At 59.8% G+C, this 21229-nt stretch carries 18 protein-coding genes; 7 read left to right on the top strand and 11 right to left on the bottom strand.

Annotated elements, in window-relative coordinates:
- Nucleotides 1-47: 47 nt before the first annotated feature.
- The 10 genes from APH41_RS18860 to APH41_RS18815 all read right to left on the bottom strand — a co-directional run bounded on the left by APH41_RS18860 (nt 48) and on the right by APH41_RS18815 (nt 12956).
- Entirely contained in the window at nt 48-1613 is a 1566-nt protein-coding gene (locus tag APH41_RS18860) for a SpoVR family protein (protein ID WP_003194736.1), read from the bottom strand.
- Nucleotides 1610-2881, bottom strand: coding sequence for a YeaH/YhbH family protein (locus APH41_RS18855; RefSeq protein WP_034116083.1), 1272 nt, complete (start codon nt 2879-2881; stop codon nt 1610-1612). Before APH41_RS18855 ends, APH41_RS18860 begins: the two co-directional genes overlap by 4 nt.
- Before the next feature lie 113 nt (nt 2882-2994).
- The gene (locus APH41_RS18850; protein ID WP_003194732.1) at nt 2995-4917 is read right to left on the bottom strand and encodes a PrkA family serine protein kinase; all 1923 of its coding nucleotides are present in this window, start codon (nt 4915-4917) and stop codon (nt 2995-2997) included.
- Between the two features lie 285 nt (nt 4918-5202).
- The gene (gene glpE / locus APH41_RS18845; protein WP_034128825.1) at nt 5203-5532 is read right to left on the bottom strand and encodes a thiosulfate sulfurtransferase GlpE; all 330 of its coding nucleotides are present in this window, start codon (nt 5530-5532) and stop codon (nt 5203-5205) included.
- Nucleotides 5533-5541: 9 nt separating this feature from the next.
- The gene (locus tag APH41_RS18840) at nt 5542-6393 is read right to left on the bottom strand and encodes a symmetrical bis(5'-nucleosyl)-tetraphosphatase (RefSeq protein WP_054896796.1); all 852 of its coding nucleotides are present in this window, start codon (nt 6391-6393) and stop codon (nt 5542-5544) included.
- Nucleotides 6393-6773, bottom strand: coding sequence for a Co2+/Mg2+ efflux protein ApaG (apaG, locus tag APH41_RS18835; protein WP_003194726.1), 381 nt, complete (start codon nt 6771-6773; stop codon nt 6393-6395). Before apaG ends, APH41_RS18840 begins: the two co-directional genes overlap by 1 nt.
- Before the next feature lie 232 nt (nt 6774-7005).
- Nucleotides 7006-7818 (bottom strand): 16S rRNA (adenine(1518)-N(6)/adenine(1519)-N(6))-dimethyltransferase RsmA, encoded by an 813-nt coding sequence (rsmA, locus tag APH41_RS18830; protein ID WP_034128823.1) that lies wholly within the window; start codon nt 7816-7818, stop codon nt 7006-7008.
- The gene (gene pdxA, locus APH41_RS18825) at nt 7815-8804 is read right to left on the bottom strand and encodes a 4-hydroxythreonine-4-phosphate dehydrogenase PdxA (RefSeq protein WP_054920698.1); all 990 of its coding nucleotides are present in this window, start codon (nt 8802-8804) and stop codon (nt 7815-7817) included. The genes rsmA and pdxA overlap by 4 nt, the downstream gene beginning before the upstream one ends.
- The gene (locus APH41_RS18820) at nt 8801-10135 is read right to left on the bottom strand and encodes a peptidylprolyl isomerase (RefSeq protein WP_136624693.1); all 1335 of its coding nucleotides are present in this window, start codon (nt 10133-10135) and stop codon (nt 8801-8803) included. The genes pdxA and APH41_RS18820 overlap by 4 nt, the downstream gene beginning before the upstream one ends.
- Nucleotides 10116-12956 carry an LPS-assembly protein LptD gene (locus tag APH41_RS18815; RefSeq protein ID WP_054920695.1) on the bottom strand — a complete coding sequence of 947 codons (2841 nt, stop codon included), beginning with the start codon at nt 12954-12956 and terminating at the stop codon, nt 10116-10118. The genes APH41_RS18820 and APH41_RS18815 overlap by 20 nt, the downstream gene beginning before the upstream one ends.
- 130 nt (nt 12957-13086) lie before the next feature.
- Between APH41_RS18815 and APH41_RS18810 the strand changes: the two genes are divergently transcribed.
- Genes APH41_RS18810 through APH41_RS18800 form a run of 3 tightly spaced genes read left to right on the top strand, consistent with a single transcriptional unit; the run spans nt 13087 to nt 15552 of the window.
- Nucleotides 13087-14112 carry an aminoglycoside phosphotransferase family protein gene (locus APH41_RS18810; protein ID WP_054920693.1) on the top strand — a complete coding sequence of 342 codons (1026 nt, stop codon included), beginning with the start codon at nt 13087-13089 and terminating at the stop codon, nt 14110-14112.
- On the top strand, nt 14109-14783 hold the full coding sequence (gene murU, locus APH41_RS18805) for an N-acetylmuramate alpha-1-phosphate uridylyltransferase MurU (protein WP_054920691.1): 675 nt from the start codon (nt 14109-14111) through the stop codon (nt 14781-14783). The genes APH41_RS18810 and murU overlap by 4 nt, the downstream gene beginning before the upstream one ends.
- Before the next feature lies 1 nt (nt 14784).
- A complete protein-coding gene (locus tag APH41_RS18800) occupies nt 14785-15552 on the top strand; it encodes a TerB family tellurite resistance protein (protein WP_054920689.1) in 768 nt (255 codons plus the stop codon).
- 168 nt (nt 15553-15720) lie between these two features.
- Here APH41_RS18800 and APH41_RS18795 read toward each other — a convergent pair whose 3' ends face one another.
- Nucleotides 15721-16695, bottom strand: a complete 975-nt coding sequence (locus APH41_RS18795; protein ID WP_054920687.1) for an alpha/beta hydrolase family protein — start codon at nt 16693-16695, stop codon at nt 15721-15723.
- Nucleotides 16696-16908: 213 nt separating this feature from the next.
- Between APH41_RS18795 and APH41_RS18790 the strand changes: the two genes are divergently transcribed.
- The 4 genes from APH41_RS18790 (at nt 16909) to trpE (ending at nt 21182) form a co-directional block, all read left to right on the top strand.
- Nucleotides 16909-18057 (top strand): iron-containing alcohol dehydrogenase, encoded by a 1149-nt coding sequence (locus tag APH41_RS18790; protein WP_003194705.1) that lies wholly within the window; start codon nt 16909-16911, stop codon nt 18055-18057.
- Nucleotides 18058-18141: 84 nt separating this feature from the next.
- Nucleotides 18142-18816, top strand: a complete 675-nt coding sequence (gene rpe / locus APH41_RS18785; RefSeq protein ID WP_003194703.1) for a ribulose-phosphate 3-epimerase — start codon at nt 18142-18144, stop codon at nt 18814-18816.
- Entirely contained in the window at nt 18813-19631 is an 819-nt protein-coding gene (locus APH41_RS18780) for a phosphoglycolate phosphatase (protein ID WP_044269436.1), read from the top strand. Before rpe ends, APH41_RS18780 begins: the two co-directional genes overlap by 4 nt.
- A 69-nt stretch (nt 19632-19700) precedes the next feature.
- Complete coding sequence (trpE, locus tag APH41_RS18775; RefSeq protein WP_034128814.1) at nt 19701-21182, top strand: anthranilate synthase component I; 1482 nt, start codon at nt 19701-19703, stop codon at nt 21180-21182.
- Nucleotides 21183-21229: the final 47 nt, after the last annotated feature.

Genomic DNA, 21229 nt, shown 5'->3' with positions numbered 1-21229 from the left:
GCGGCACAGGATAACGCCTGAGCTTGGCCAATGGAGGCTTTGCTGTTTCAGAGATGAACGACGGCCATGTCGAGGCGGCCGTAGTCGTTGTCGTTATGATCGCTGCGCGGTGGCACATGATGGGTTTTCATCACTTGGTCGCCCTGAAGGGTTTCCAGATGAATATCAAAGCCCCAGAGCCGATGCAGATGCTTGAGCACTTCCTCAGTGGATTCGCCCAAGGGTTTGCGGTCGTGCTGCTGGTGACGCAAGGTCAGCGAACGGTCGCCACGCACATCGATGCTGTAGATCTGCACGTTAGGTTCGCGGTTACCGAGGTTGTATTGCGCGGCCAGGGTTTCGCGAATGATGCGGTAGCCGGGTTCGTCGTGGATGGCGGGTACGACCAGATCGTCCTTGAGGTCGTCGTCCAGGATACTGAACAGCTTGAGGTCGCGGATCACCTGGGGCGACAGGTACTGCAGGATGAAACTCTCATCCTTGAAGCTGCTCATGGCGAACTTGATGGTCGAGAGCCAGTCGCTGCCGGCGATTTCCGGGAACCAGCGGCGATCTTCCTCGGTGGGGTGCTCGCACATGCGGCGGATATCGCGGTACATGGCAAAACCCAGTGCATAGGGGTTGATGCCGTTGTAATACGGGCTGTCGAAGCCTGGCTGGAAGACCACGCTGGTATGGGACGTGAGGAACTCCATCATAAAGCCGTCAGTGACCAGGCCCTCGTCGTACAGGTCGTTCATCAGGGTGTAATGCCAGAAGGTTGCCCAGCCCTCGTTCATCACCTGGGTTTGGCGCTGTGGATAAAAATATTGCGCGATCTTGCGTACGATCCGCACGATTTCACGCTGCCAGGGCTCCAGCAGCGGTGCGTGTTTTTCCAGGAAATACAGGATGTTTTCCTGAGGTTCGGCGGGGAAGCGTGCATTGTCTTTGTCGCTGTTCTTGTCGGCGCGCTTGGGGATGGTGCGCCACAGGTCGTTGATCTGTTTCTGCAGGTGCTCCTCGCGTTCCTTCTGGCGCAGGCGCTCCTCTTCGGCGGAAATCGGATAGGGGCGTTTATAGCGGTCAACGCCGTAATTCATCAGCGCATGGCAGGAGTCCAACAGGTCTTCTACCGCATCGATACCGTGGCGCTCCTCGCACTGCATGATGTATTGCTTGGCGAACACCAGGTAATCAATGATCGAACTGGCATCGGTCCAGGTTCGAAACAGGTAGTTGCCCTTGAAGAAACTGTTATGCCCATAGCAGGCATGGGCTACTACCAGCGCCTGCATGCAGATGGTGTTTTCTTCCATCAGGTACGCGATGCACGGGTCGGAGTTGATCACGATCTCGTAGGCCAGGCCCATCTGGCCGCGTGTGTAGGACTTCTCGGTACTGAGGAAGTGTTTCCCGTAGGACCAATGGTGATAGCCCAAGGGCATGCCCACCGAGGCATAGGCATCCATCATCTGTTCAGCGGTGATGACTTCTATCTGGTTGGGGTAGGTGTCCAGGGCATAACCCGCCGCGATACGGCTGATTTCCCGGTCATAGGCCTGGATCAGTTCGAAGGTCCACTCGGAGCCAGTGGAAATGGGTTGGCGCTTGTTCTCTTTTTTGGCGGTCATGTCACTAACCTGCGCTGGAAGAGTTCACGGAAGACCGGGTAGATATCGCCGGCCGAGACCAGTTGCTGCTGGGCGAACGTGTCGGCAAAGGCTTCGCCGATGCGCTCGTATTCGAACCACAGGGCCTGGTGCTCACGGGGGGTGATTTCGACGTAAGTGTAGTACTGCACGAACGGCATGATCTGGTTGATCAAAATGTCCCGGCAGATTGGGGAGTCGTCGTTCCAGTTATCGCCGTCGGAAGCTTGGGCGGCGTAGATGTTCCAATCGTTGGCGGGGTAGCGCTCGGCCATGATCTCCTGCATCAGCTTCAGTGCGCTGGAAACAATGGTGCCGCCAGTTTCCCGCGAGTAGAAAAACTCCTCTTCGTCCACCTCTCGCGCGCTGGTGTGATGGCGGATGAACACTACGTCAATCTTGTCGTAGTTCCGTTTCAGGAACAGGTACAGCAGGATAAAGAAGCGCTTGGCGATGTCCTTGGTGGCCTGGGTCATGGAGCCGGAAACGTCCATCAGGCAGAACATCACAGCCTTGGAGCTGGGGTTGGGTTGCTTGACCAGCAGGTTGTATTTCAAGTCAAAGGTATCGAGGAACGGCACGCGGTGGATGCGCGCGCTGAGTTTTTCGATTTCCGCCTCTATTTCCTGGATATCGCCGAAGTTGTCCGGTTCTTCGCGCTTCAAGCGTGCCAACTCTTCCTTGGCCTGCTTGAGTTTGGCGCGGCTGCTGCCGGACAGGGCGATACGCCGTGCATGGGCTGAGCGCAGGGTGCGGATGATGTTGATGCGCGACGGGTTGCCCTCGTTGCTGATCCCTGCGCGTACGGTCTTGAAGGTATCGGTGCCGGTCAGGTTGCGTTTGACCAAGTTGGGCAGTTCGAGGTCTTCGAACATGAATTCGAGGAATTCTTCCTGAGTGATCTGGAATACGAATTCATCCATGCCTTCGCCAGAGTTGCCGGCTTTGCCCGGACCTTTGCCGCCGCCACCGCCTTGTGGGCGCTGGATATGTTCGCCGGTGGTGAATTCCTTGTTGCCGGGATGCACCACGGTCTGTTTGCCGCCGCGGCCATGGTGAAGCACCGGTTCGTCGATGTCCCGTCCGGGAATGCTGATTTGTTCGCCATGCTCCATATCGGTGATGGAGCGGCGGCTGACGGCCTCTTCTACCGCCTTTTTGATGTGGTCACGGTAACGCCGCAGGAAACGCTGACGGTTTACCGTGCTCTTGTTCTTGCCATTGAGGCGTCGGTCGATCACATAGCTCATGGGGAGCCCTCCGGGCAGCTTCACGTTACAAGCTTCAAGCCGCGGGCTGGAAGCTTAGAGACAAGCGGTCAACTGCCAGGCCGGATGCCTGGCAGTGCGCGCTTGCCGCTGCCTTACTGCGATTTGCGAACCCGCAGGTACCACTCGGAGAGCAGTCGTACCTGTTTGTCGGTGTAGCCTCGCTCGACCATGCGTGTGACGAAGTCGTTGTGTTTTTGCTGATCCTCCTTGCTGGCCTTGGCGTTGAAGCTGATGACGGGCAGCAGGTCCTCGGTGTTGGAAAACATTTTCTTCTCAATGACCACCCGCAGCTTCTCGTAGCTGAGCCAAGTGGGGTTCTTGCCGTTGTTGTTGGCACGGGCGCGCAGTACGAAGTTGACGATTTCGTTGCGGAAATCCTTCGGATTGCTGATGCCGGCGGGTTTCTCGATTTTTTCCAGCTCTTCGTTGAGGGCCACGCGATTGAGGATTTCGCCGGTTTCCGGGTCGCGGTATTCCTGATCCTGGATCCAGAAATCTGCGTACAGCACGTAGCGGTCGAAGATGTTCTGGCCGTATTCGCTGTAGGACTCCAGATAGGCGGTCTGGATTTCCTTGCCGATGAACTCGATGTAGCGCGGCGCCAGGTATTCCTTGAGGAAGCGCAGGTAGCGCTCACGGGTTTCGGCCTGGAACTGCTCTTGTTCAATCTGCTGTTCCAGCACGTAGAGCAGGTGCACCGGGTTGGCGGCAATCTCGTGGGGGTCGAAGTTGAAAACCTTGGACAGGATCTTGAACGCAAAGCGCGTCGACAGACCGTTCATGCCTTCGTCTACACCCGCCGTGTCACGGTATTCCTGGATCGACTTGGCCTTGGGATCGGTGTCCTTGAGGTTCTCGCCGTCATACACCCGCATTTTTGAGTAGATGTTCGAGTTCTCCGGCTCCTTGAGGCGCGACAGCACGGTGAACTGGGCAAGCATCTTCAGAGTGTCCGGCGCGCAATGGGCCTTGGCCAGGGAGCTGTTGAACAGCAGTTTGTCGTAGATCTTGATTTCGTCGCTGACCCGCAGGCAGTACGGCACCTTGACGATATAGATCCGGTCGATGAAGGCTTCGTTGTTCTTGTTGTTGCGGAAGGTATGCCATTCCGATTCGTTGGAGTGAGCCAGCAGGATCCCGGTAAACGGAATCGCCCCAAGGCCTTCGGTACTGTTGTAGTTACCTTCCTGGGTAGCGGTGAGCAGTGGGTGCAGCACCTTGATCGGTGCCTTGAACATCTCCACGAATTCCATCAGGCCCTGGTTGGCCCGGCACAGTGCGCCCGAATAGCTGTAGGCATCGGCGTCGTTCTGCGGGAATTCTTCCAGCTTGCGGATATCGACTTTGCCCACCAGCGCAGAAATGTCCTGGTTGTTTTCATCGCCTGGTTCGGTCTTGGCCACGCCGATCTGGTTGAGGATCGACGGGTAGAGTTTCACCACGCGGAACTGGCTGATATCACCGCCGAACTCGGCCAGGCGCTTGGTGGCCCAGGGCGACATGATGGTGTTGAGGTAGCGCCGCGGGATACCGAAGTCTTCCTCGAGGATCGCGCCATCTTCCGTGGCGTTGAACAGGCCCAAGGGGGACTCGAAGACGGGCGAGCCCTTGATCGCATAGAAGGGCACCTTTTCGATCAATTGCTTGAGTTTTTCCGCCAGGGACGACTTGCCGCCGCCGACCGGGCCAAGCAGATAGAGGATCTGCTTCTTCTCTTCCAGGCCTTGGGCGGCATGGCGGAAGTAGGAAACGATCTGGTCGATGCATTCTTCCATCCCATGGAAGTCTTCAAAGGCCGGATAGCGGCGGATCACCTTGTTGGAAAATATCCGCGACAGGCGCGAATTATTGGCGGTTTCCACCAGTTCTGGCTCGCCAATCGCCAGTAGCAGGCGTTCGGCGGCAGAGGCGTAGGTGCTGCGGTCCTGCTTGCACAGCTCGAGATACTCCTGAAGCGTGAGTTCTTCCTGCTGTGTGGACGCGAAGCGTTGTTGGAAGTGGCTAAAGATACTCATGACGTCGTCACCTCGCTCGATACGTGGAGCCGACGCCGGATCAATCAGTCGATGCTGGCAGTCATTGACGCACGCCAATGGCTGTTTTCCCCCCAGAACACCCTGAAACGTTACCGATGACCCGTACGCCGGTGTACCGGCTCTCCCCTGATTCGGATGGCCTGCGCTTAAGGATAGTTCGGAATCCGGGAGGTCAAGGCGCGATGCGCAATTAGTTTGGCTGCGCCGTTCGTCAGAAACGGCGCAAGCCCAAGCGTCACGCGGGGTAGCGGGGTGTGAAAAAAATTATTGCGAATCGCCTGAAGAAATTTCCGCAGGATAGGTCGTACGCCACAGCTCAAACCCGCCGTCCAGGCTATAGACGTCAGAGAAACCCTGGCTGATCAAGTACGCGGCTGCGCTCTGGCTGGAATTGCCGTGGTAGCAGGCGACGATCAACGGCGCATCGAGGTCGGCGGCGCGTATGAAGTCGGCGATGTTGACGTTGTCCAGATGCTGCGCGCCGCTGATGTGGGCGGCGGCGTAAGTAGGCTGGTCGCGGATGTCGACGACTACAGCACCTTGCTCGCGCAGGGCCTGGGCTTGTTCGGGGGGGATACGTTTGAATTCGGTCATGGCGGGCTCCTATGGCTTGGTGGCGGCCGGCTGGGTAATGGAAAGGGGGGATTCGCACTGGCAGTCGTGGCGCTCGCCCGTGTCGATGTTCATCAGGGTCATGGCGCCGCCCCACACGCAACCGGTGTCGAGGGCGAACACGCCGGGCTCATCGCACTTGCCTTCCAGTGCGGCCCAATGACCAAAGATGATCTTCGTGTCACGGGTCTTGCGTTCCTTGTAGGCGAACCAGGGCTTATAGCCGGGGAGGGCGCTGTCGGCACCTTCCTTGCTCTTGAGGTCCAGTTTGCCTTCGGCCGTGCAGAAGCGCATGCGTGTGAAATAGTTGGTGATCACTCGCAGGCGGGCGACGCCGGTGAGCTCGTTGTCCCACTTCACCGGGTCGTTGCCATACATGCCGTCGAGGTAAGCGGTGTACAGGTTGTCATCGGCCAATGCACTTTCAACTTCGGCGGCGCACTTGAGGGCTTTTTTCAGCGTCCACTGCGGCGGGATACCGGCATGCACCAAGGCCATGTTGCGGTCCTCGTCGTAGTGCATGAGTTTTTGCCGGCGCAGCCAGTCGAGCAGTTGAGCACGGTCCGGAGCTTCGAGGATTTCCCGCAGGGTGTCGCCTTTTTTGAGGCGCTCGATATTGTTGCCGGCCGCAAGCAAGTGCAGATCATGGTTGCCCAGCACGCACACCAAAGAATCACGCAGGCTATAGAGGTAGCGCAGGGTTTCCAGGGACTGCGGGCCGCGGTTGACCAGGTCGCCCACCAACCACAAGCGATCATTTGCGGGGTCGAAGGCTACGCGATCCAGCAGGCGCTTGAGAGGGGCCAGGCAGCCTTGCAGGTCGCCGACAGCGTACGTCGCCATCAGTGCAGGGCTCCTGGCACGGCCAGGCGGAAGGGCTTGATGATTGCATCGAACAGTTGGCCGTCAGTGGCCTTCATTTGATACGAGCCTTGCATGGTGCCGACCTTGGAGGTCATCACCGTGCCGCTGCTATAAGTGTGACTGGCGCCGCTGTCGATCAACGGTTGCTGGCCGACAACACCTGCCCCGCGCACTTCCTCGACCTGGCCGTCGCCATCGGTGATGACCCAGTGGCGCGACAGCAGCTTGGCCGGCACCAGCCCGTTGTTCTTCACCGTAATGGTGTAGGCAAAGGCGAAGCGGTTATGTTCGGGTTGCGATTGGTCCGCCAGGAAGCGGGTGACGACGCTGACGTCTATCTGATAGCGAGGGTCGGACATGCAAGAGGCCTTAAAAGCGAAGGACAGCAGATGCGGGTCAGTCTAGGCCAAGAGGAGGGCGCTAGGCCAGACATGTGTCGGGCAGCCGGCAAGCGTTATCGGTATAACGCGGAGCAAATGTGAGAGCGGGCTTGCTCGCGAAGGCGGTGCATCAGTTACACATTTGGTGACTGATACTGCGCATTCGCGAGCAAGCCCGCTCCCACATTGGATTGCATCGAGTTCTTACGGCCTATTCCACTACGGATGCAGGCTGGATGGCAAGTTGGTCGGCCAGGCGTACGAACGCGGCCAGGTCCAGTTGCTCGGGGCGCAGGCTTCCATCAACGCCGGCAGCTTCGATCTCGGCATTGCTCAGCAGGGCCTTGAGGGTGTTACGCAAGGTCTTGCGGCGCTGGTTGAACGCTTCCCGCACCACTCGTTCCAGCAGTTTGTGGTCCTTGGCCGGGTGCGGCAGCACGGCATGCGGCACCAGGCGCACGATGGCCGAATCGACCTTCGGCGGCGGGTTGAACGCGCCCGGACCGACGTTGAACAGGTGCTCTACGCGGCAGTGATACTGGACCATGATCGACAAACGACCCCAATCACCACCGCCAGGGCCTGCGGCCAGGCGCTCCACCACTTCCTTTTGCAGCATGAAGTGCATGTCGCGGATGATCCCGGCGTTGTTCAGCAGGTGGAAAATCAGCGGCGTGGAAATGTTGTACGGCAGGTTACCCACCACCCGCAGGCTGTTGGGCGCAGCGCCAAGGCTGTTGAAGTCGAACTTCAGCGCGTCGCCCTGGTGCAGGTTGAAGTTGGCTTTGCCGGCGAACTGCTGGTTGAGGATCGGGATCAGGTCCTTGTCCAGTTCCACGACGTCTAGTTGTCCGCCGCTGGCCAGCAGGCCCTGGGTCAGCGCGCCCTGGCCCGGGCCGATTTCCAGCAGGCGGTCTTCTGGCTTGGCGTGGATTGAGCGCAGGATGCGATCGATCACGCCAGCGTCATGCAGGAAGTTCTGCCCGAAGCGCTTGCGCGCCCGGTGTTGGTAATGCTCAGTCATATACGGGTCTCGGCCATCTGATAGGCGGTTTCCAGGGCCACGTGCAGGCTGCCGGTATCGATCTTGCCGCTGCCTGCGAGGTCCAGGGCGGTGCCATGGTCGACGGAGGTGCGGATGATCGGCAGGCCCAGTGTCACGTTGACTGCGGCGCCGAAGCCTTTGTATTTCAGCACGGGCAGCCCCTGGTCGTGGTACATCGCCAGCACTGCATCGCAGTGCTCCAGATATTTGGGGGTGAACAGAGTGTCTGCAGGCAATGGGCCGCGTAGGTCCATGCCTTCTTGGCGCAGGCGCTCTAGTGTTGGTTCAATGATGTCGATTTCTTCATGGCCCAAGTGGCCGCCTTCACCGGCGTGGGGGTTGAGCCCGCAGACCAGGATGCGCGGTTGGGCAATGCCGAATTTGTGTTGCAGGTCGCTATGCAGGATGCGCGTGACACGCTCCACACGCTCGGCAGTGATGGCATCGGCGATTTCACGCAGCGGCAAGTGGGTAGTCACCAGCGCCACACGCAGGCCACGGGTGGCGAGCATCATCACCACTTGAGCGGTATGGGTCAGTTCCGCTAGGAATTCGGTATGGCCGGAAAAGGCGATGCCGGATTCGTTGATCACGCCTTTGTGCACCGGTGCGGTGATCATGCCGGCGAAGTCGCCGTCGATGCAGCCTTGGCCCGCACGGGTCAACGTCTCCAGCACAAATGCCGCGTTGGCCGTATTCAACTGCCCGGCAACCACTTTGGCTTGCAGCGGGGTGTCCCACACATACAGGCTGCCGGCGGGGGCCGGCAGGTCGGGCCAGTTGCCTGGCCCCACGTCCAGCAGGTTGACGGCCACACCCAGCTGCGCGGCCCGCTCGAGGAGCAGGTCGCGGCTGGTAATGGCAATCAGGGGGTGTGGCTGGGGTTGCGAGGCGAGCAGCAGGCACAGGTCTGGACCAATGCCGGCCGGCTCGCCGGGTGTCACCGCGAAACACTGGGGTTTCACTGGGTTGCCTGGTCGGTGCCTGTTTGCTCGGCGCCTGGCAGCTTGTTCTCTACATAAGCTTCGTCACGGATCTGACGCAGCCAGGTTTGCAGCTCTTCGTCGTATTTGCGGTTACGCAACACGGTCAGGGCTTGCTGCTCGCGCGCCTGGGTGGTGTTGTCAGTGGCGCGACGGCCAAGGACTTCCAGGACATGCCAACCGTATTGGGTCTTGAACGGCTTGGACAATACACCTTGTGGCGTGTCGGCCATGACCTGCTGGAACTCGGGCACCAGTGCCCTCGGGTCGATCCAGTTCAGGTCGCCGCCGTTAAGGGCAGAGCCTGGGTCTTCCGAGAAGCTTTTAGCCAGGGTGGCGAAGTCTTCACCGCTTTCAATGCGGTCATAGATCTTCTGGGCCAGTTCCTTGGTTTGTGCTTCGGTGCGGATTTCGCTCGGTTTGACCAGGATGTGACGAACATGAACTTCGTCTTTCAACGAGGTTTCGCCGCCGCGACGTTCCAGCAGCTTGAGGATGATAAAACCACCCGGGGTGCGGGCTGGCTGGGTAATGCCGCCGACTTCCATGGCGCTCAATTCGCGATCAAACGGAGGTGGCAATTGAGCGGCTTTACGCCAGCCCATATCACCGCCTTCGAGGGCGTTATCGCTGCCGGACTGAGCAATGGCCATTTGGGCAAAATCTGCACCCGCTTTCAGGCGCTCGTAGATCGCCTGGGTTTTAGCGGCAGCGGCATTGAGCTGCTCCGAGTTGGCTCCGTCCGGGGTTGGAATCAGGATATTGGCCAAGTGCAACTCTTCGGAGAGCTGCATCTTGCCCAGGTCCGAAGCCAGGAAGTTCTTCACTTCCTGCTCGGACACCTGAACCCGTTCGGCCACACGGCGCTGGCGCACACGGCTGATGATCATTTCGCGCTTGATCTGGTCACGGGCGTCCTCATAGGACAGGCCATCGTGGGCCAGGGCGGCGCGGAACTGATCAATGCTCATGTTGTTGCGTTGAGCAATGGTGCCAACAGCCTGGTTCAGTTCTTCGTCCGAAATACGGATGCCGGAACGTTCGCCAATCTGCAGTTGCAGGTTTTCGACGATCAGGCGTTCCAGTACCTGAGATTCCAGGACGCTGGTCGGTGGCACCCCACCGCCACGTTTGGCGATGGTCTGCTGAACTTCCTTGACCCGCTGGTCCAGCTGGCTCTGCATGATCACGTCGTTGTCGACGATGGCCGCTACTTTATCCAGCTGTTGAACTGCGGCGTGTGCCGAAACAGTACCCAGGAACAGCGCGCCCAGCACTAGCGGGCGCAAACACTCAGAAAGCTTTGTCTTCACGTTCACGATAACCTTCAATGCCTTTGTCGAGGAAGCTCTCTACCTTGGCGCCGGTCAGGCCGCCGAGTCCTTTGAGGACGATCTGGAAGAAGAGCCCGTGGTCACCCTTTTCGTTGAGCGGGGCGATCTGGCTGTACTCGTCGTTGGAAACCCAGTAGCGGTTGATGACGCGCAGTTTCCAGCAGCAGTTGTCGTACTCGAAACCACCGAAGGCTTCCAGGGTGCGGTTGCGTGCATAGTCATACTGCCAGCGAGTGATCAAATTCCACTGCGGAATGATCGGCCACATCATCGAGAAGTCGTGTTGCTGGATTTTGTAGTAATCCTTCACGTAGTTCTCTTGACCTGGCGTGCCGTAGTCCCCACCGAACTGCCATTTGCCGGTCAGTTGGTTGTAGACCACTTGGTCATTGCGGTAGCGATAGCCGAGGTTGACGACCTTGTTCGGGTTGTCTTCTGGCTGATAGTGGAACATCGCACTACCGGAGCGTGGGGCATGGCTTTCGGTGTCCCAGTTGTAGTCGGCCGTGGCGCGCCAATCGCGGTTGAAGCGGAAAGCGTATTCCAAAGCGATAGGCGAGACATCTGTTTGGGAGTCATCTCGGTCAGCGGCCAGGACTCCTGGCAGTTGAACCTCGCGATCCTTGAAGTACAGTGCTTGACCCACGGAAACACGCTGGCGTTCAAAGCCATTTTCTTCGATCCAGCGGCTGGTTACGCCCAGGGATAACTTGTTCTCGTCTCCAATCCGATCGTTACCGGCAAAGCGGTTATCACGGAATAGAGAGGCATAGCTGAACGAATATTCACTGGTGTCGAAAACCGGAATATCGCTTTGGTCTTTGTTCGGTACGTAGAGGTAGAAGGCTCGCGGCTCAAGGGTCTGGTTATAGTCTTTACCGAACCAGTTAGTTTTGCGGTCGAAGTACAGCCCGCTGTCGACGCTCGCGATAGGAACAGCGCGATCTTGCGAACTCTTGAACACTCCGCCAGCGTAAGGCGCTGCGCCGGGCCGGGTAGCGGCCAGTTGCGCGGCGACAATGTCATCCTTGCCTTTGCTGTCCAGGTCAAGATCATATTTGGTATAGACGTATTTGAGCTTCGGCGTAATAAAGCCATAGCTCCAGTTCATTGGGTACTCGACAGCGGGAGCTACGTTCAAGCGTGTTCCGTTTGCACGGGTCAGGCCGTTTACGTAGGTGTCCAGGCGTCGTTCACCTATAGTGCCATCAGGATTGAACGGCCCGCCGTCTTCGTTAACCACATTACCGTTTCGAAGGTCTCGGTCAAATCTTACGGCTTCAGTCTCGTAGGAGAAGTTGAGCCCCCCCGGATGGTACGGCAACTGACCATTGAAGGTGATCTGCGGCAAACGGTCATACGGAGTGATCTGCGAAATCGTCGCCAGTTGATATGACTGCAGGTTCACGCGAGCTTGATAGTTATCACCATTATAGGTCACGGAGCCCTGCTGGTTCAGGAAGTCCTGGCTCTGGATGCCTTCCTGATACGACTTCAAATCCTGGAAGTAGAACGGATCACTGATCTTGGTGTAATCGACCTGGGTCGTCAGACGCGAATCCAGCCCACCTTTATGCTGCCAATTGAGCATATAGCGGGTCTTTTCGTAATCAGTCTGCTTCTTCCGCTCGTCGCTATCATCATTGAGATACGCCCCACCAAACTGCCCTTCACTCGACTTGGTCAGATAGCGGAATTCGCCCTCCATCAACAAGCCGCGCTTGGTCATGTACTGCGGGTACAACGTGGCATCGTAGTTCGGTGCCAGGTTGAAGTAGTACGGCGTTACCAATGTAAAGCCAGTCTCACTGCCGGTGCTGAAGCTCGGCGGCAGGAAGCCGGATTGACGACGGTCATCGATCGGGAAGTAGATGTACGGGGTGTACAGGATCGGGATGTTCTTGACCCGCAACGTCGCGTTGGTCGCCGTACCGAAACCGGTGGCCGGGTTCAACGTAATGTTGTTGCCCTTGAGCTGCCAGGCGTTGCTGTCCGGCTCGCAGGTGGTGTACGTACCGTCCTTGAGACGGATGATCGCGTTTTCTGCACGCTTGGCGTACAGCGCGTTACCGCGGATGCGTGACTTGTGCATCACGTATTCGGCGTTGTCGATCTGGGCGGCACCGGTGTCGAGCTGGACCTGGGCATGGTCACCCACGATCAGGGCGCCGTTATCGCGCAGGCGCACCTTGCCATTCAGTTCGCCACGGTTCTCCGCCTGGTACAGGCTGGCTTCGTCCGACTCCAGCTGCATGCTGCCCTGGCGCATGACCACGTCACCGGCCAGGGTAGCGACCTGCTGCTCCTGCTCGTAACGAGAAGCCTTGGCGCCGATGAAGGTCGGCGCATCGCTCTTGTTCGTCTTGTCGTTCATGCCAGGACGAGTCGGCTCGATGTAGGCGCCGCCGCAGTAAGGGCCGGTTTCGGCCAGCTGTGCTGCGGTCAGCTTGTCGCGAGGTACCCAGTCAAGGTGGCTGTAGTCGGCACTGCGCGAACGCAGGCCACGGCCCTTGGCTTCGGTGACCAGCATGGTCTTGGGTTCGGCGTCGACGCTGCCGCCAGCTTTGCCTTGCGGCGTGCTGTTGGCCGAGCTGACGGCAGCACCGTCATGCACCGGGCGCGGTGGCAATGGGGCGGCGGCGGTCTTCGGCGCGCAATCCCAGGCACCCGAAGCAGAGACTGAGCAGTCATACTGTTCCGCGGCGACCACGAATGAGGTGGCGAAAGGTTGCAAGGCCAGCAGACTGCCGGTTACCAGCAACGGAAATTTTCTACGAAACGCGGGGGATTTCAATGCCATCTTATTAGTCCGGGCTTCCTGCGTGCCATCTGCCCGCGGTTTGGGCCGCACGCCTCTCGATGGTCTGAAAAAGATGCGTGATAATAAAGCATGCCCCGCTTGACGGCTAGCGCCGTCGGAGACCCTTGTAATGCCCGAGCAAGATCTACGTTTACAACAGCTGGAAGTCTGGCTGGATGAGCAGTTGCCGATCCTCTTCAACGCTCAGGACTGGGGCCCCGTGCCCCCGGCCACATTGACCGCGGCCAGCAGCGACGCGAGTTTCAGGCGTTATTTTCGATGGGAGGGCGGTGCCCATACGTTCGTCGTCATGGACGCGCCACCCCCCCAGGAAAACTGCAAACCTTTCGTCGATATTGCGCATTTGCTCGCGAAATCGGGAATAAATGTGCCAAAAATTTATGCAGAAGATCTGCCCCGTGGCTTTCTTTTGCTCAATGACCTGGGCAGAAAAACCTATCTGGACGTGATTGACGGTGAAAATGCCGATCAATTATTTGCTGATGCCATCGACGCGCTGCTGGCTTTCCAGCAATTGCCGATGGATGCGCCGTTGCCCAGCTATGACGTGGCCTTATTGCGTCGCGAGCTGGAACTGTTCCCGGAATGGTACGTGCGTCGTCACCTGGGCATCGACCTCGACCCTGAGCAACAAGCCCTCTGGCAACGTGCCAGCCAGCAGTTGATCGACAGCGCGCTGGCCCAGCCCAAGGTGCTGGTGCACCGCGACTACATGCCGCGCAACCTAATGGTCAGTGAGCCAAGCCCCGGCGTGCTGGACTTTCAGGACGCGGTCTACGGCCCAGTGACCTACGACATCACCTGCCTGTTCAAGGACGCCTTCCTCAGTTGGCCCCAGGCCCGCGTGCGTGAATGGCAGCGCGGCTATTGGCAGCGCGCCGGGCAGTTGGGGATTCCCGTACAGGACGACTTTGAAGAGTTCCTGCGTGCCAGCGACCTGATGGGCGTGCAGCGTCACCTCAAGGTTATCGGCATTTTTTCGCGTATCTGCCACCGCGACGGCAAGCCACGCTACCTGGCCGACGTGCCGCGTTTCTTTGCTTATATAGAAGCGGTGCTGGCCGACCGACCTGAGTTGAGTGACCTGGGCGAATTGCTCGCCAGCCTGCGCGAACCTGCTGAGGCCAGCGTATGAAGGCGATGATCCTGGCGGCGGGCAAGGGCGAGCGCATGCGCCCGCTCACCCTGCATACGCCCAAGCCGCTCGTGCAAGCCGGCGGCAAGCGGCTGATCGAGTATCACCTTGAAGCCTTGGCGAAGGCCGGCTTTACCGAGATCGTGATCAACCACGCCTGGCTCGGCGAGCAGATCGAAAGCTACTTGGGCGACGGTGCCCAGTTCGGTCTGCGCATCCGCTACTCCCCGGAGGGAGAACCGCTGGAAACGGGGGGCGGCATATTCCAGGCATTGCCGCTGCTGGGCGACGAACCGTTTCTGGTGGTCAATGGCGATATCTGGACTGACTACGATTTCACCCAGCTCAAGCAGCCGATCCGGGGCCTGGCGCACTTGGTGATGGTCGACAACCCTGCGCACCACCCGTCGGGCGGGGATTTCTACCTGGATCACGGTGTGCTTCATGATGCCGCGCCCGGTGCCGATAACCTGACCTTCAGTGGCATTTCAGTGCTCGACCCCAAGTTGTTCGCGGGTTGCAGCGCCGGTGCCTTCAAGTTGGCCCCGGTGTTGCGCGAGGCCATCGCCAAAGGTCTGGTAACGGGGGAGCACATGGCAGGACGCTGGGTGGATGTGGGGACGCTGGAGCGACTGGCGCAGGTCGAAACCTTGCTGACAAAGGGACGCTAGGATGTTGTGGCCAGGGACGCTGATCGGCGCCGGGGCTGGCTTTGCCATTGCCAGTATTCCGGGGGCTTTGTTGGGGGCATTGCTGGGGCAGGCCTTGGATCGTCGCTTGCAATTGCACAGTTGGGCGCAGTTACGTGAGCGCCTGGGTGGGCGTCCGGCCTTGCGCAACGACGAGCTGTTGTTCGTGCTGCTGGGACGCCTGGCCAAGAGTAATGGCCGGGTTGTCGATGGGCATATCCAGCAAGCGCGCCAGGAAATGCGCGCACTGGACATGAGTGAGCCGGCCCAGCGCCGCGCGATCAGCGCCTTCAACCGTGGCAAGTCCGGCAGTGACCGTGTACGCAGTTACCTGCGGGTGCTCAAGACGCAGCCCCATGCGGCGGAAGGCGTGCTGCGCGCCTGTTGGCGCATGGCGTGGGCGGACGGTCGGGCGGATGCTGCCGAGCGCGACCTGATCGACCAGTGGGGCAAGTGGCTGGGCTGGACGCCGCAGCAGCTGCAGGCATTGGCGACCGATTACGCGCCGGAGCGCAAGCCAGTGGCCAATCGTGGGGGGGCCTATCAGGAGGCGTTGCGTATCCTGGGGGTGACGGCAACCACTGAGCCTTCGGTGATCAAGCGCGCCTACCGCCGCCTGCTCAGCCGTCACCATCCGGACAAGATCGCCGGCACGGGTGCCAGCCCCGCGCAAGTACGGGAGGCGACTGAACGAACCCGTGAATTGCATAACGCCTATGCGTTGATTCGTGAGCGGCGCGATTTTCGCTGAGGCTATAGTCACTCAACTCTATGTGGCAGTGGCAAGCCCTGATTGGAGGAGCGAGCTTGCTCGCGAAAAACTCCCAGGGGCCGCGTTTATTCAGGAAGCACGCATTATCGTTGACGTTTTCGCAAGTTCGCTCCTACAGAAAGCGATGTTGCCCCCGATAGCGGAGTGTCAGTCTGCGCCGCCCTGTGGGCTCAACCAGCCGCGAACCCTGCGGTATAACTGCTCTTGCTCTGCCGCGCTATTACCGGGCAACGCCGTGAGCGACACCTGTTTATAGCTGTCATTCTTCGAGCGCTTGGCCGCCTGGCGTCGCTCCTGAGCGTTTTTGCGGTCCTGGGCGTCTTCTTGATAGAACACATCCGCCGTGGGCACCTTCAAGACCGGCGCCAGTTGTTGCAGGTCTGGTTGGCGAGCCGCAGGCGTCTTGCCGGCCACCATCACCAACCTCTGCACCTGGGAGGGTTGTTTCTCGCTCAGGTAGCGTGCCGCCCACCAGGCCCCGGTTCCATGGCCGAGCAACACCACACTGCGGGCGCTTTGGGTCTGGGCGAAGGCGACGGCGGCGTCGATACGGTCGAAGATGCGCTTGGCGTCGGTCTTGTCCTGCTCATCCGCCCCCGGCACCACCGCCGGGTCAGTGCCTTCGGCCTCGGCACTGGCGGCCTGTTCGACCGGCTTGGCAGCGGTGCTGCCTTCCTTGCTGCTGGTATCGACCGCCGCTTTCGGCGGTTCGATGAGCCGTGGCGGCAGGGTATCCACACTGACGTCAGGCAATGACAGGCTGAGGGTGCCCCAGGCGGCGTCCGGCAACTTACGCCGCAGAGGCGCGATTGCTTGCGGCCAGTCCGCGTTCTCCCCAGCACCTGGTATGAGGATCACCACACCCTCGGCTTCGGCGCTGTTGGCGGGTTTCCACAGCGCCAGGAACGACTCGCTACCCGCCTGCAATTGCTGTTGCTCTTGCAGCGGCACCTGCCGTTCGAGCGCACTGGCTTCTTGTTGGCTACGCTCGGACAGTGGCTGGCGTTCAGCCGGTTTTTCGACGGCAGGCGAGGGCGCATCCTCGGCCTGAACAGGCAAGACACTGGTAAACAGGAGTGACAGGCACAGTGCTGGCAGTGCCGAACGGTGAAGAAAAAGCATCGTTGATTCCCGGCCAGAAGTGATTCCAGCAGCCTAATGGGTTGGTCGGTATTTGTCAGGGGTATGAGGCGCGGTTCTCATTACCAACAGATTATCGGCGGTTTGTTGGCTGCCTTGATGGGCGCGGTGCGACCATTCAACCAGTGAATGGCAGACAACACGCCAGGTGCGGCTATTCTTGTGCCAGCCCATCATTCATAAGAGGCCGCGCACATGAGTACTTCCTCATTCAAGATCGCCCACAAACTGCTGACCGGCGCAGGTGCCATCGAACAACTGGCTGCCGAACTCACGCGCCTGGATGTGGATAATCCGTTGATCGTCACCGACGCCGCGCTGGTCCAGTCCGGCACCGTGGCGCTGGCCCTGGAGCATCTGGGTGATCGAGCCTACGAAATCTTCGACCGTGTGCTGCCCGATCCGGAAATTGCCATCGTCGAAGACTGCATGCGTGCGTACCGCGAAGGCGGGCATGACGGCCTGATCGGTGTGGGCGGCGGCAGTGCCATTGACATCGCCAAGAGCGTGGCGGCCTATGCCGGTTATCACGGCGCGCTGGCGGACTTGTTTGGCGTCGATCAGGTGCCGCGCAAAGGCCCGCCGTTGATCGCCATCCCCACCACCGCCGGCACCGGCTCGGAGGTGACCAACGTGGCGATACTGTCCGACAAGGCGGCGCAGCTGAAAAAAGGCATCGTCAGCGATTACTTGCTGCCGGACGTTGCGCTGATCAGCCCGCAAATGACCTTGACCTGCCCACGCGGTGTCACGGCCGCCAGTGGCGTGGACGCCTTGGTGCACGCCATCGAGTCCTACCTGTCGCTGAATGCCTCGCCGATTACCGACGCCCTGGCCATCGGTGCGATCAAATTGATTGCCAGCGCGTTGCCTAAGGCTTACGCCAATCCGGCGAACCTGCAGGCCCGTGACGACATGGCCACCGCCAGCCTGATGGCCGGCATGGCCTTTGGCAACGCTGGCGTCGGTGCCGTGCATGCGCTGGCGTACCCGTTGGGTGGGCGCTTCAACATTGCCCATGGCGTAAGCAACGCGCTGTTGTTGCCGTATGTGATGCACTGGAACAAATTGGCCTGCGTCGAGCGCATGCAGGACATCGCCCAGGCCATGGGCGTCAATATCGCCGGGCTGAGTGTGAATGACGCTGCTGACCAGGCTGTAGCGGCGATGACGCGGCTGTGTGCGGCGGTGGAGATCCCGTCCGGCCTGCGCAGTTTCGGCGTGCCCGAGGACGCCATCCCGGCCATGGCCAGCGAAGCCGCAGGCATTGAGCGCTTGATGCGCAACAACCCGCGCAAGCTCAGCGCCGCCGATATCGAAAAAATCTACCGCGCAGCTTACTAACCGTTGAGATAGGTCACGGTGCGCGCAGCAAAGCATGAGGTATACAATGCGCGCCATCGTGATTTAGCTCAAAAAAGGTGCGTCATGCAGCCCTTCGTCATTGCTCCATCGATTCTCTCTGCCGACTTCGCCCGCCTGGGTGAGGAAGTGGACAAGGTGTTGGCCGCCGGTGCCGACTTCGTGCACTTCGATGTCATGGACAACCACTACGTACCCAACCTGACCATCGGCCCGATGGTGTGCGCCGCGTTGCGCAAGTACGGCATCACTGCGCCGATTGATGCGCACCTGATGGTCAGCCCGGTAGACCGTATCGTCGGTGACTTCATCGAGGCGGGTGCGACTTACATCACCTTCCACCCTGAAGCCACGCTGCACGTTGACCGCACACTGCAACTGATCCGCGAAGGCGGCTGCAAGGCGGGCCTGGTATTCAACCCGGCTACTCCGCTGAGCGTGCTTGAGTACGTGATGGACAAGGTCGACATGGTCTTGCTGATGAGCGTCAACCCAGGCTTCGGCGGGCAGAAGTTCATCCCTGGCACCTTGAACAAGCTGCGTGAGGCCCGTGCGCTGATTGATGCGTCGGGGCGTGACATTCGCCTGGAAATCGACGGCGGGGTCAACGTCAACAATATCCGTGAGATCGCCGCAGCGGGCGCCGATACCTTCGTGGCCGGCTCTGCTATCTTCAACGCCCCGGACTACCAGGCCGTCATCGACAAGATGCGTGCCGAACTGGCGCTGGCGCGTCCATGAGCGGTTTTGAGCAGTTGTTCCCCGGCAAATTGCCACGGCTGGTGATGTTCGATCTGGACGGTACCTTGATCGACTCGGTGCCTGACCTGGCGGCCGCGGTGGACCAGATGCTGCTCAAGCTGGGGCGCAAGCCGGCAGGGATCGAGTCGGTGCGCGAATGGGTTGGCAATGGCGCACCGATGTTGGTGCGCCGGGCCCTGGCCAACGACATCGATGCCACGGGTGTGGATGAGGTCGAGGCAGAACATGCCTTGGAACTGTTCAATGCCGCTTATGAAAGCAGCCACGAACTGACCGTGGTTTACCCCGGTGTGCGCGATACCCTCAAGTGGTTGAGCAAGCAGGGCGTGGAAATGGCCCTGATCACCAACAAGCCGGAGCGCTTCGTTGCGCCGTTGTTGGACCAGATGAAAATCGGTCGCTACTTCCGCTGGATCATCGGCGGCGATACCTTGCCGCAGAAAAAACCCGACCCGGCGGCGCTGTTTTTCGTAATGAAAATGGCCAATATTCCGGCGTCTCAGTCGCTGTTTGTCGGCGATTCACGCAGTGATGTGCTGGCGGCCAAGGCGGCGGGCGTGCAGTGTGTGGCCTTGAGTTATGGTTACAACCATGGCCGGCCGATTGCGGAGGAGTCCCCCGCGCTGGTGATTGATGACCTGCGACTGCTAATCCCCGGTTGCTTGGGCGCTGGCGCTGAGATAACGTTGCCCGACATTGATTCGTCCCCTTCTGGAAATTCCATCGTGGTGGTCACTCGCAAACTCTGGATGAAAGTCATCAAGGCCCTGGCCCGCTGGCGTTGGCGCGCCTGACTGATCCTGGCCGCGTTTGCGGCACGTTTGCCTACCTGACTGTTTGACCCTCACACCACGAGGCACCTCATGACCCGCGAAGAATTCCTGCGTTTGGCCGCTGCCGGCTATAACCGTATCCCCATGGCTTGCGAAACCCTGGCCGACTTCGATACGCCGCTGTCGATCTACTTGAAGCTGGCCGACGAGCCCAACTCCTACCTGCTCGAGTCGGTACAGGGCGGTGAGAAGTGGGGTCGTTACTCGATCATTGGCCTGCCATGCCGCACGGTGCTGCGGGTACACGACCATCATGTGAGCATCACCCATGATGGCGTGGAGATCGAAAGCCATGACGTAGAAGACCCGCTGGCTTTTGTCGAAACCTTCAAGGCGCGCTACAACGTGCCGACCATCGCTGGCCTGCCGCGCTTCAATGGCGGCCTGGTGGGGTACTTCGGCTATGACTGCGTGCGCTATGTGGAGAAGCGCTTGGGCAAATGCCCGAACCCGGACCCGCTGGGCGTGCCGGACATTTTGCTGATGGTGTCCGACGCGGTGGTGGTGTTCGACAACCTCGCCGGCAAGATGCATGCGATTGTCCTTGCCGACCCTGCCCAGGCTGATGCCTTCGAGCAAGGCCAGGCCAACCTGGAAGCGCTGCTTGAGAAACTCCGCCAGCCGATCACCCCGCGTCGCGGCCTGGACCTCAGCCGCCCACCCGCGGCCGACCCGGTGTTCCGCTCAAGCTTTACCCAGGATGACTACGAGCGTGCCGTCGATACCATCAAGGAATACATCCTCGCCGGTGACTGCATGCAAGTGGTGCCATCGCAACGCATGTCCATCGACTTCAAGGCCGCGCCGATTGACCTGTACCGCGCACTGCGTTGCTTCAACCCGACGCCGTATATGTACTTCTTCAATTTTGGCGATTTCCACGTCGTCGGCAGTTCGCCGGAAGTGCTGGTGCGGGTTGAAGACAACCTGATCACCGTGCGCCCGATTGCCGGCACGCGCCCCCGTGGCGCGACCGAAGAAGCCGACGTGGCGCTGGAAGAAGACCTGCTCAGCGACGACAAGGAAATCGCCGAACACCTGATGCTGATCGACCTGGGGCGCAACGACACCGGGCGTGTCTCGGAAATCGGCTCGGTGAAACTGACCGAGAAGATGGTCATTGAGCGGTATTCCAATGTGATGCATATCGTGTCCAACGTCACCGGCGAGCTGAAGGCCGGGCTGACGGCGATGGACGCACTGCGGGCGATTTTGCCGGCGGGCACATTGTCGGGGGCGCCGAAGATCCGTGCGATGGAAATCATCGACGAACTGGAGCCGGTCAAGCGTGGTGTCTACGGCGGCGCCGTCGGGTATTTTGCCTGGAACGGCAATATGGACACCGCCATTGCGATCCGCACGGCCGTGATCAAGGATGGCGAACTGCATGTGCAGGCTGGTGGTGGGATTGTGGCGGACTCGGTGCCGGCCCTTGAGTGGGAAGAAACCCTGAACAAGCGCCGAGCGATGTTCCGTGCCGTGGCATTGGCAGAGCAAACGCCACAAGACTGAAGCTGGAATAAAAAATGTGGGAGCGGGCTTGCCCGCGATGGCGGTGT

The sequence above is a fragment of the Pseudomonas sp. NBRC 111138 genome, assembly GCF_001320835.1.
GTDB lineage: Bacteria > Pseudomonadota > Gammaproteobacteria > Pseudomonadales > Pseudomonadaceae > Aquipseudomonas > Aquipseudomonas paracarnis.
The sequence above is the reverse complement of the archived record's forward strand: the minus strand, read 5'-3'. Positions and strand labels throughout refer to the sequence as shown.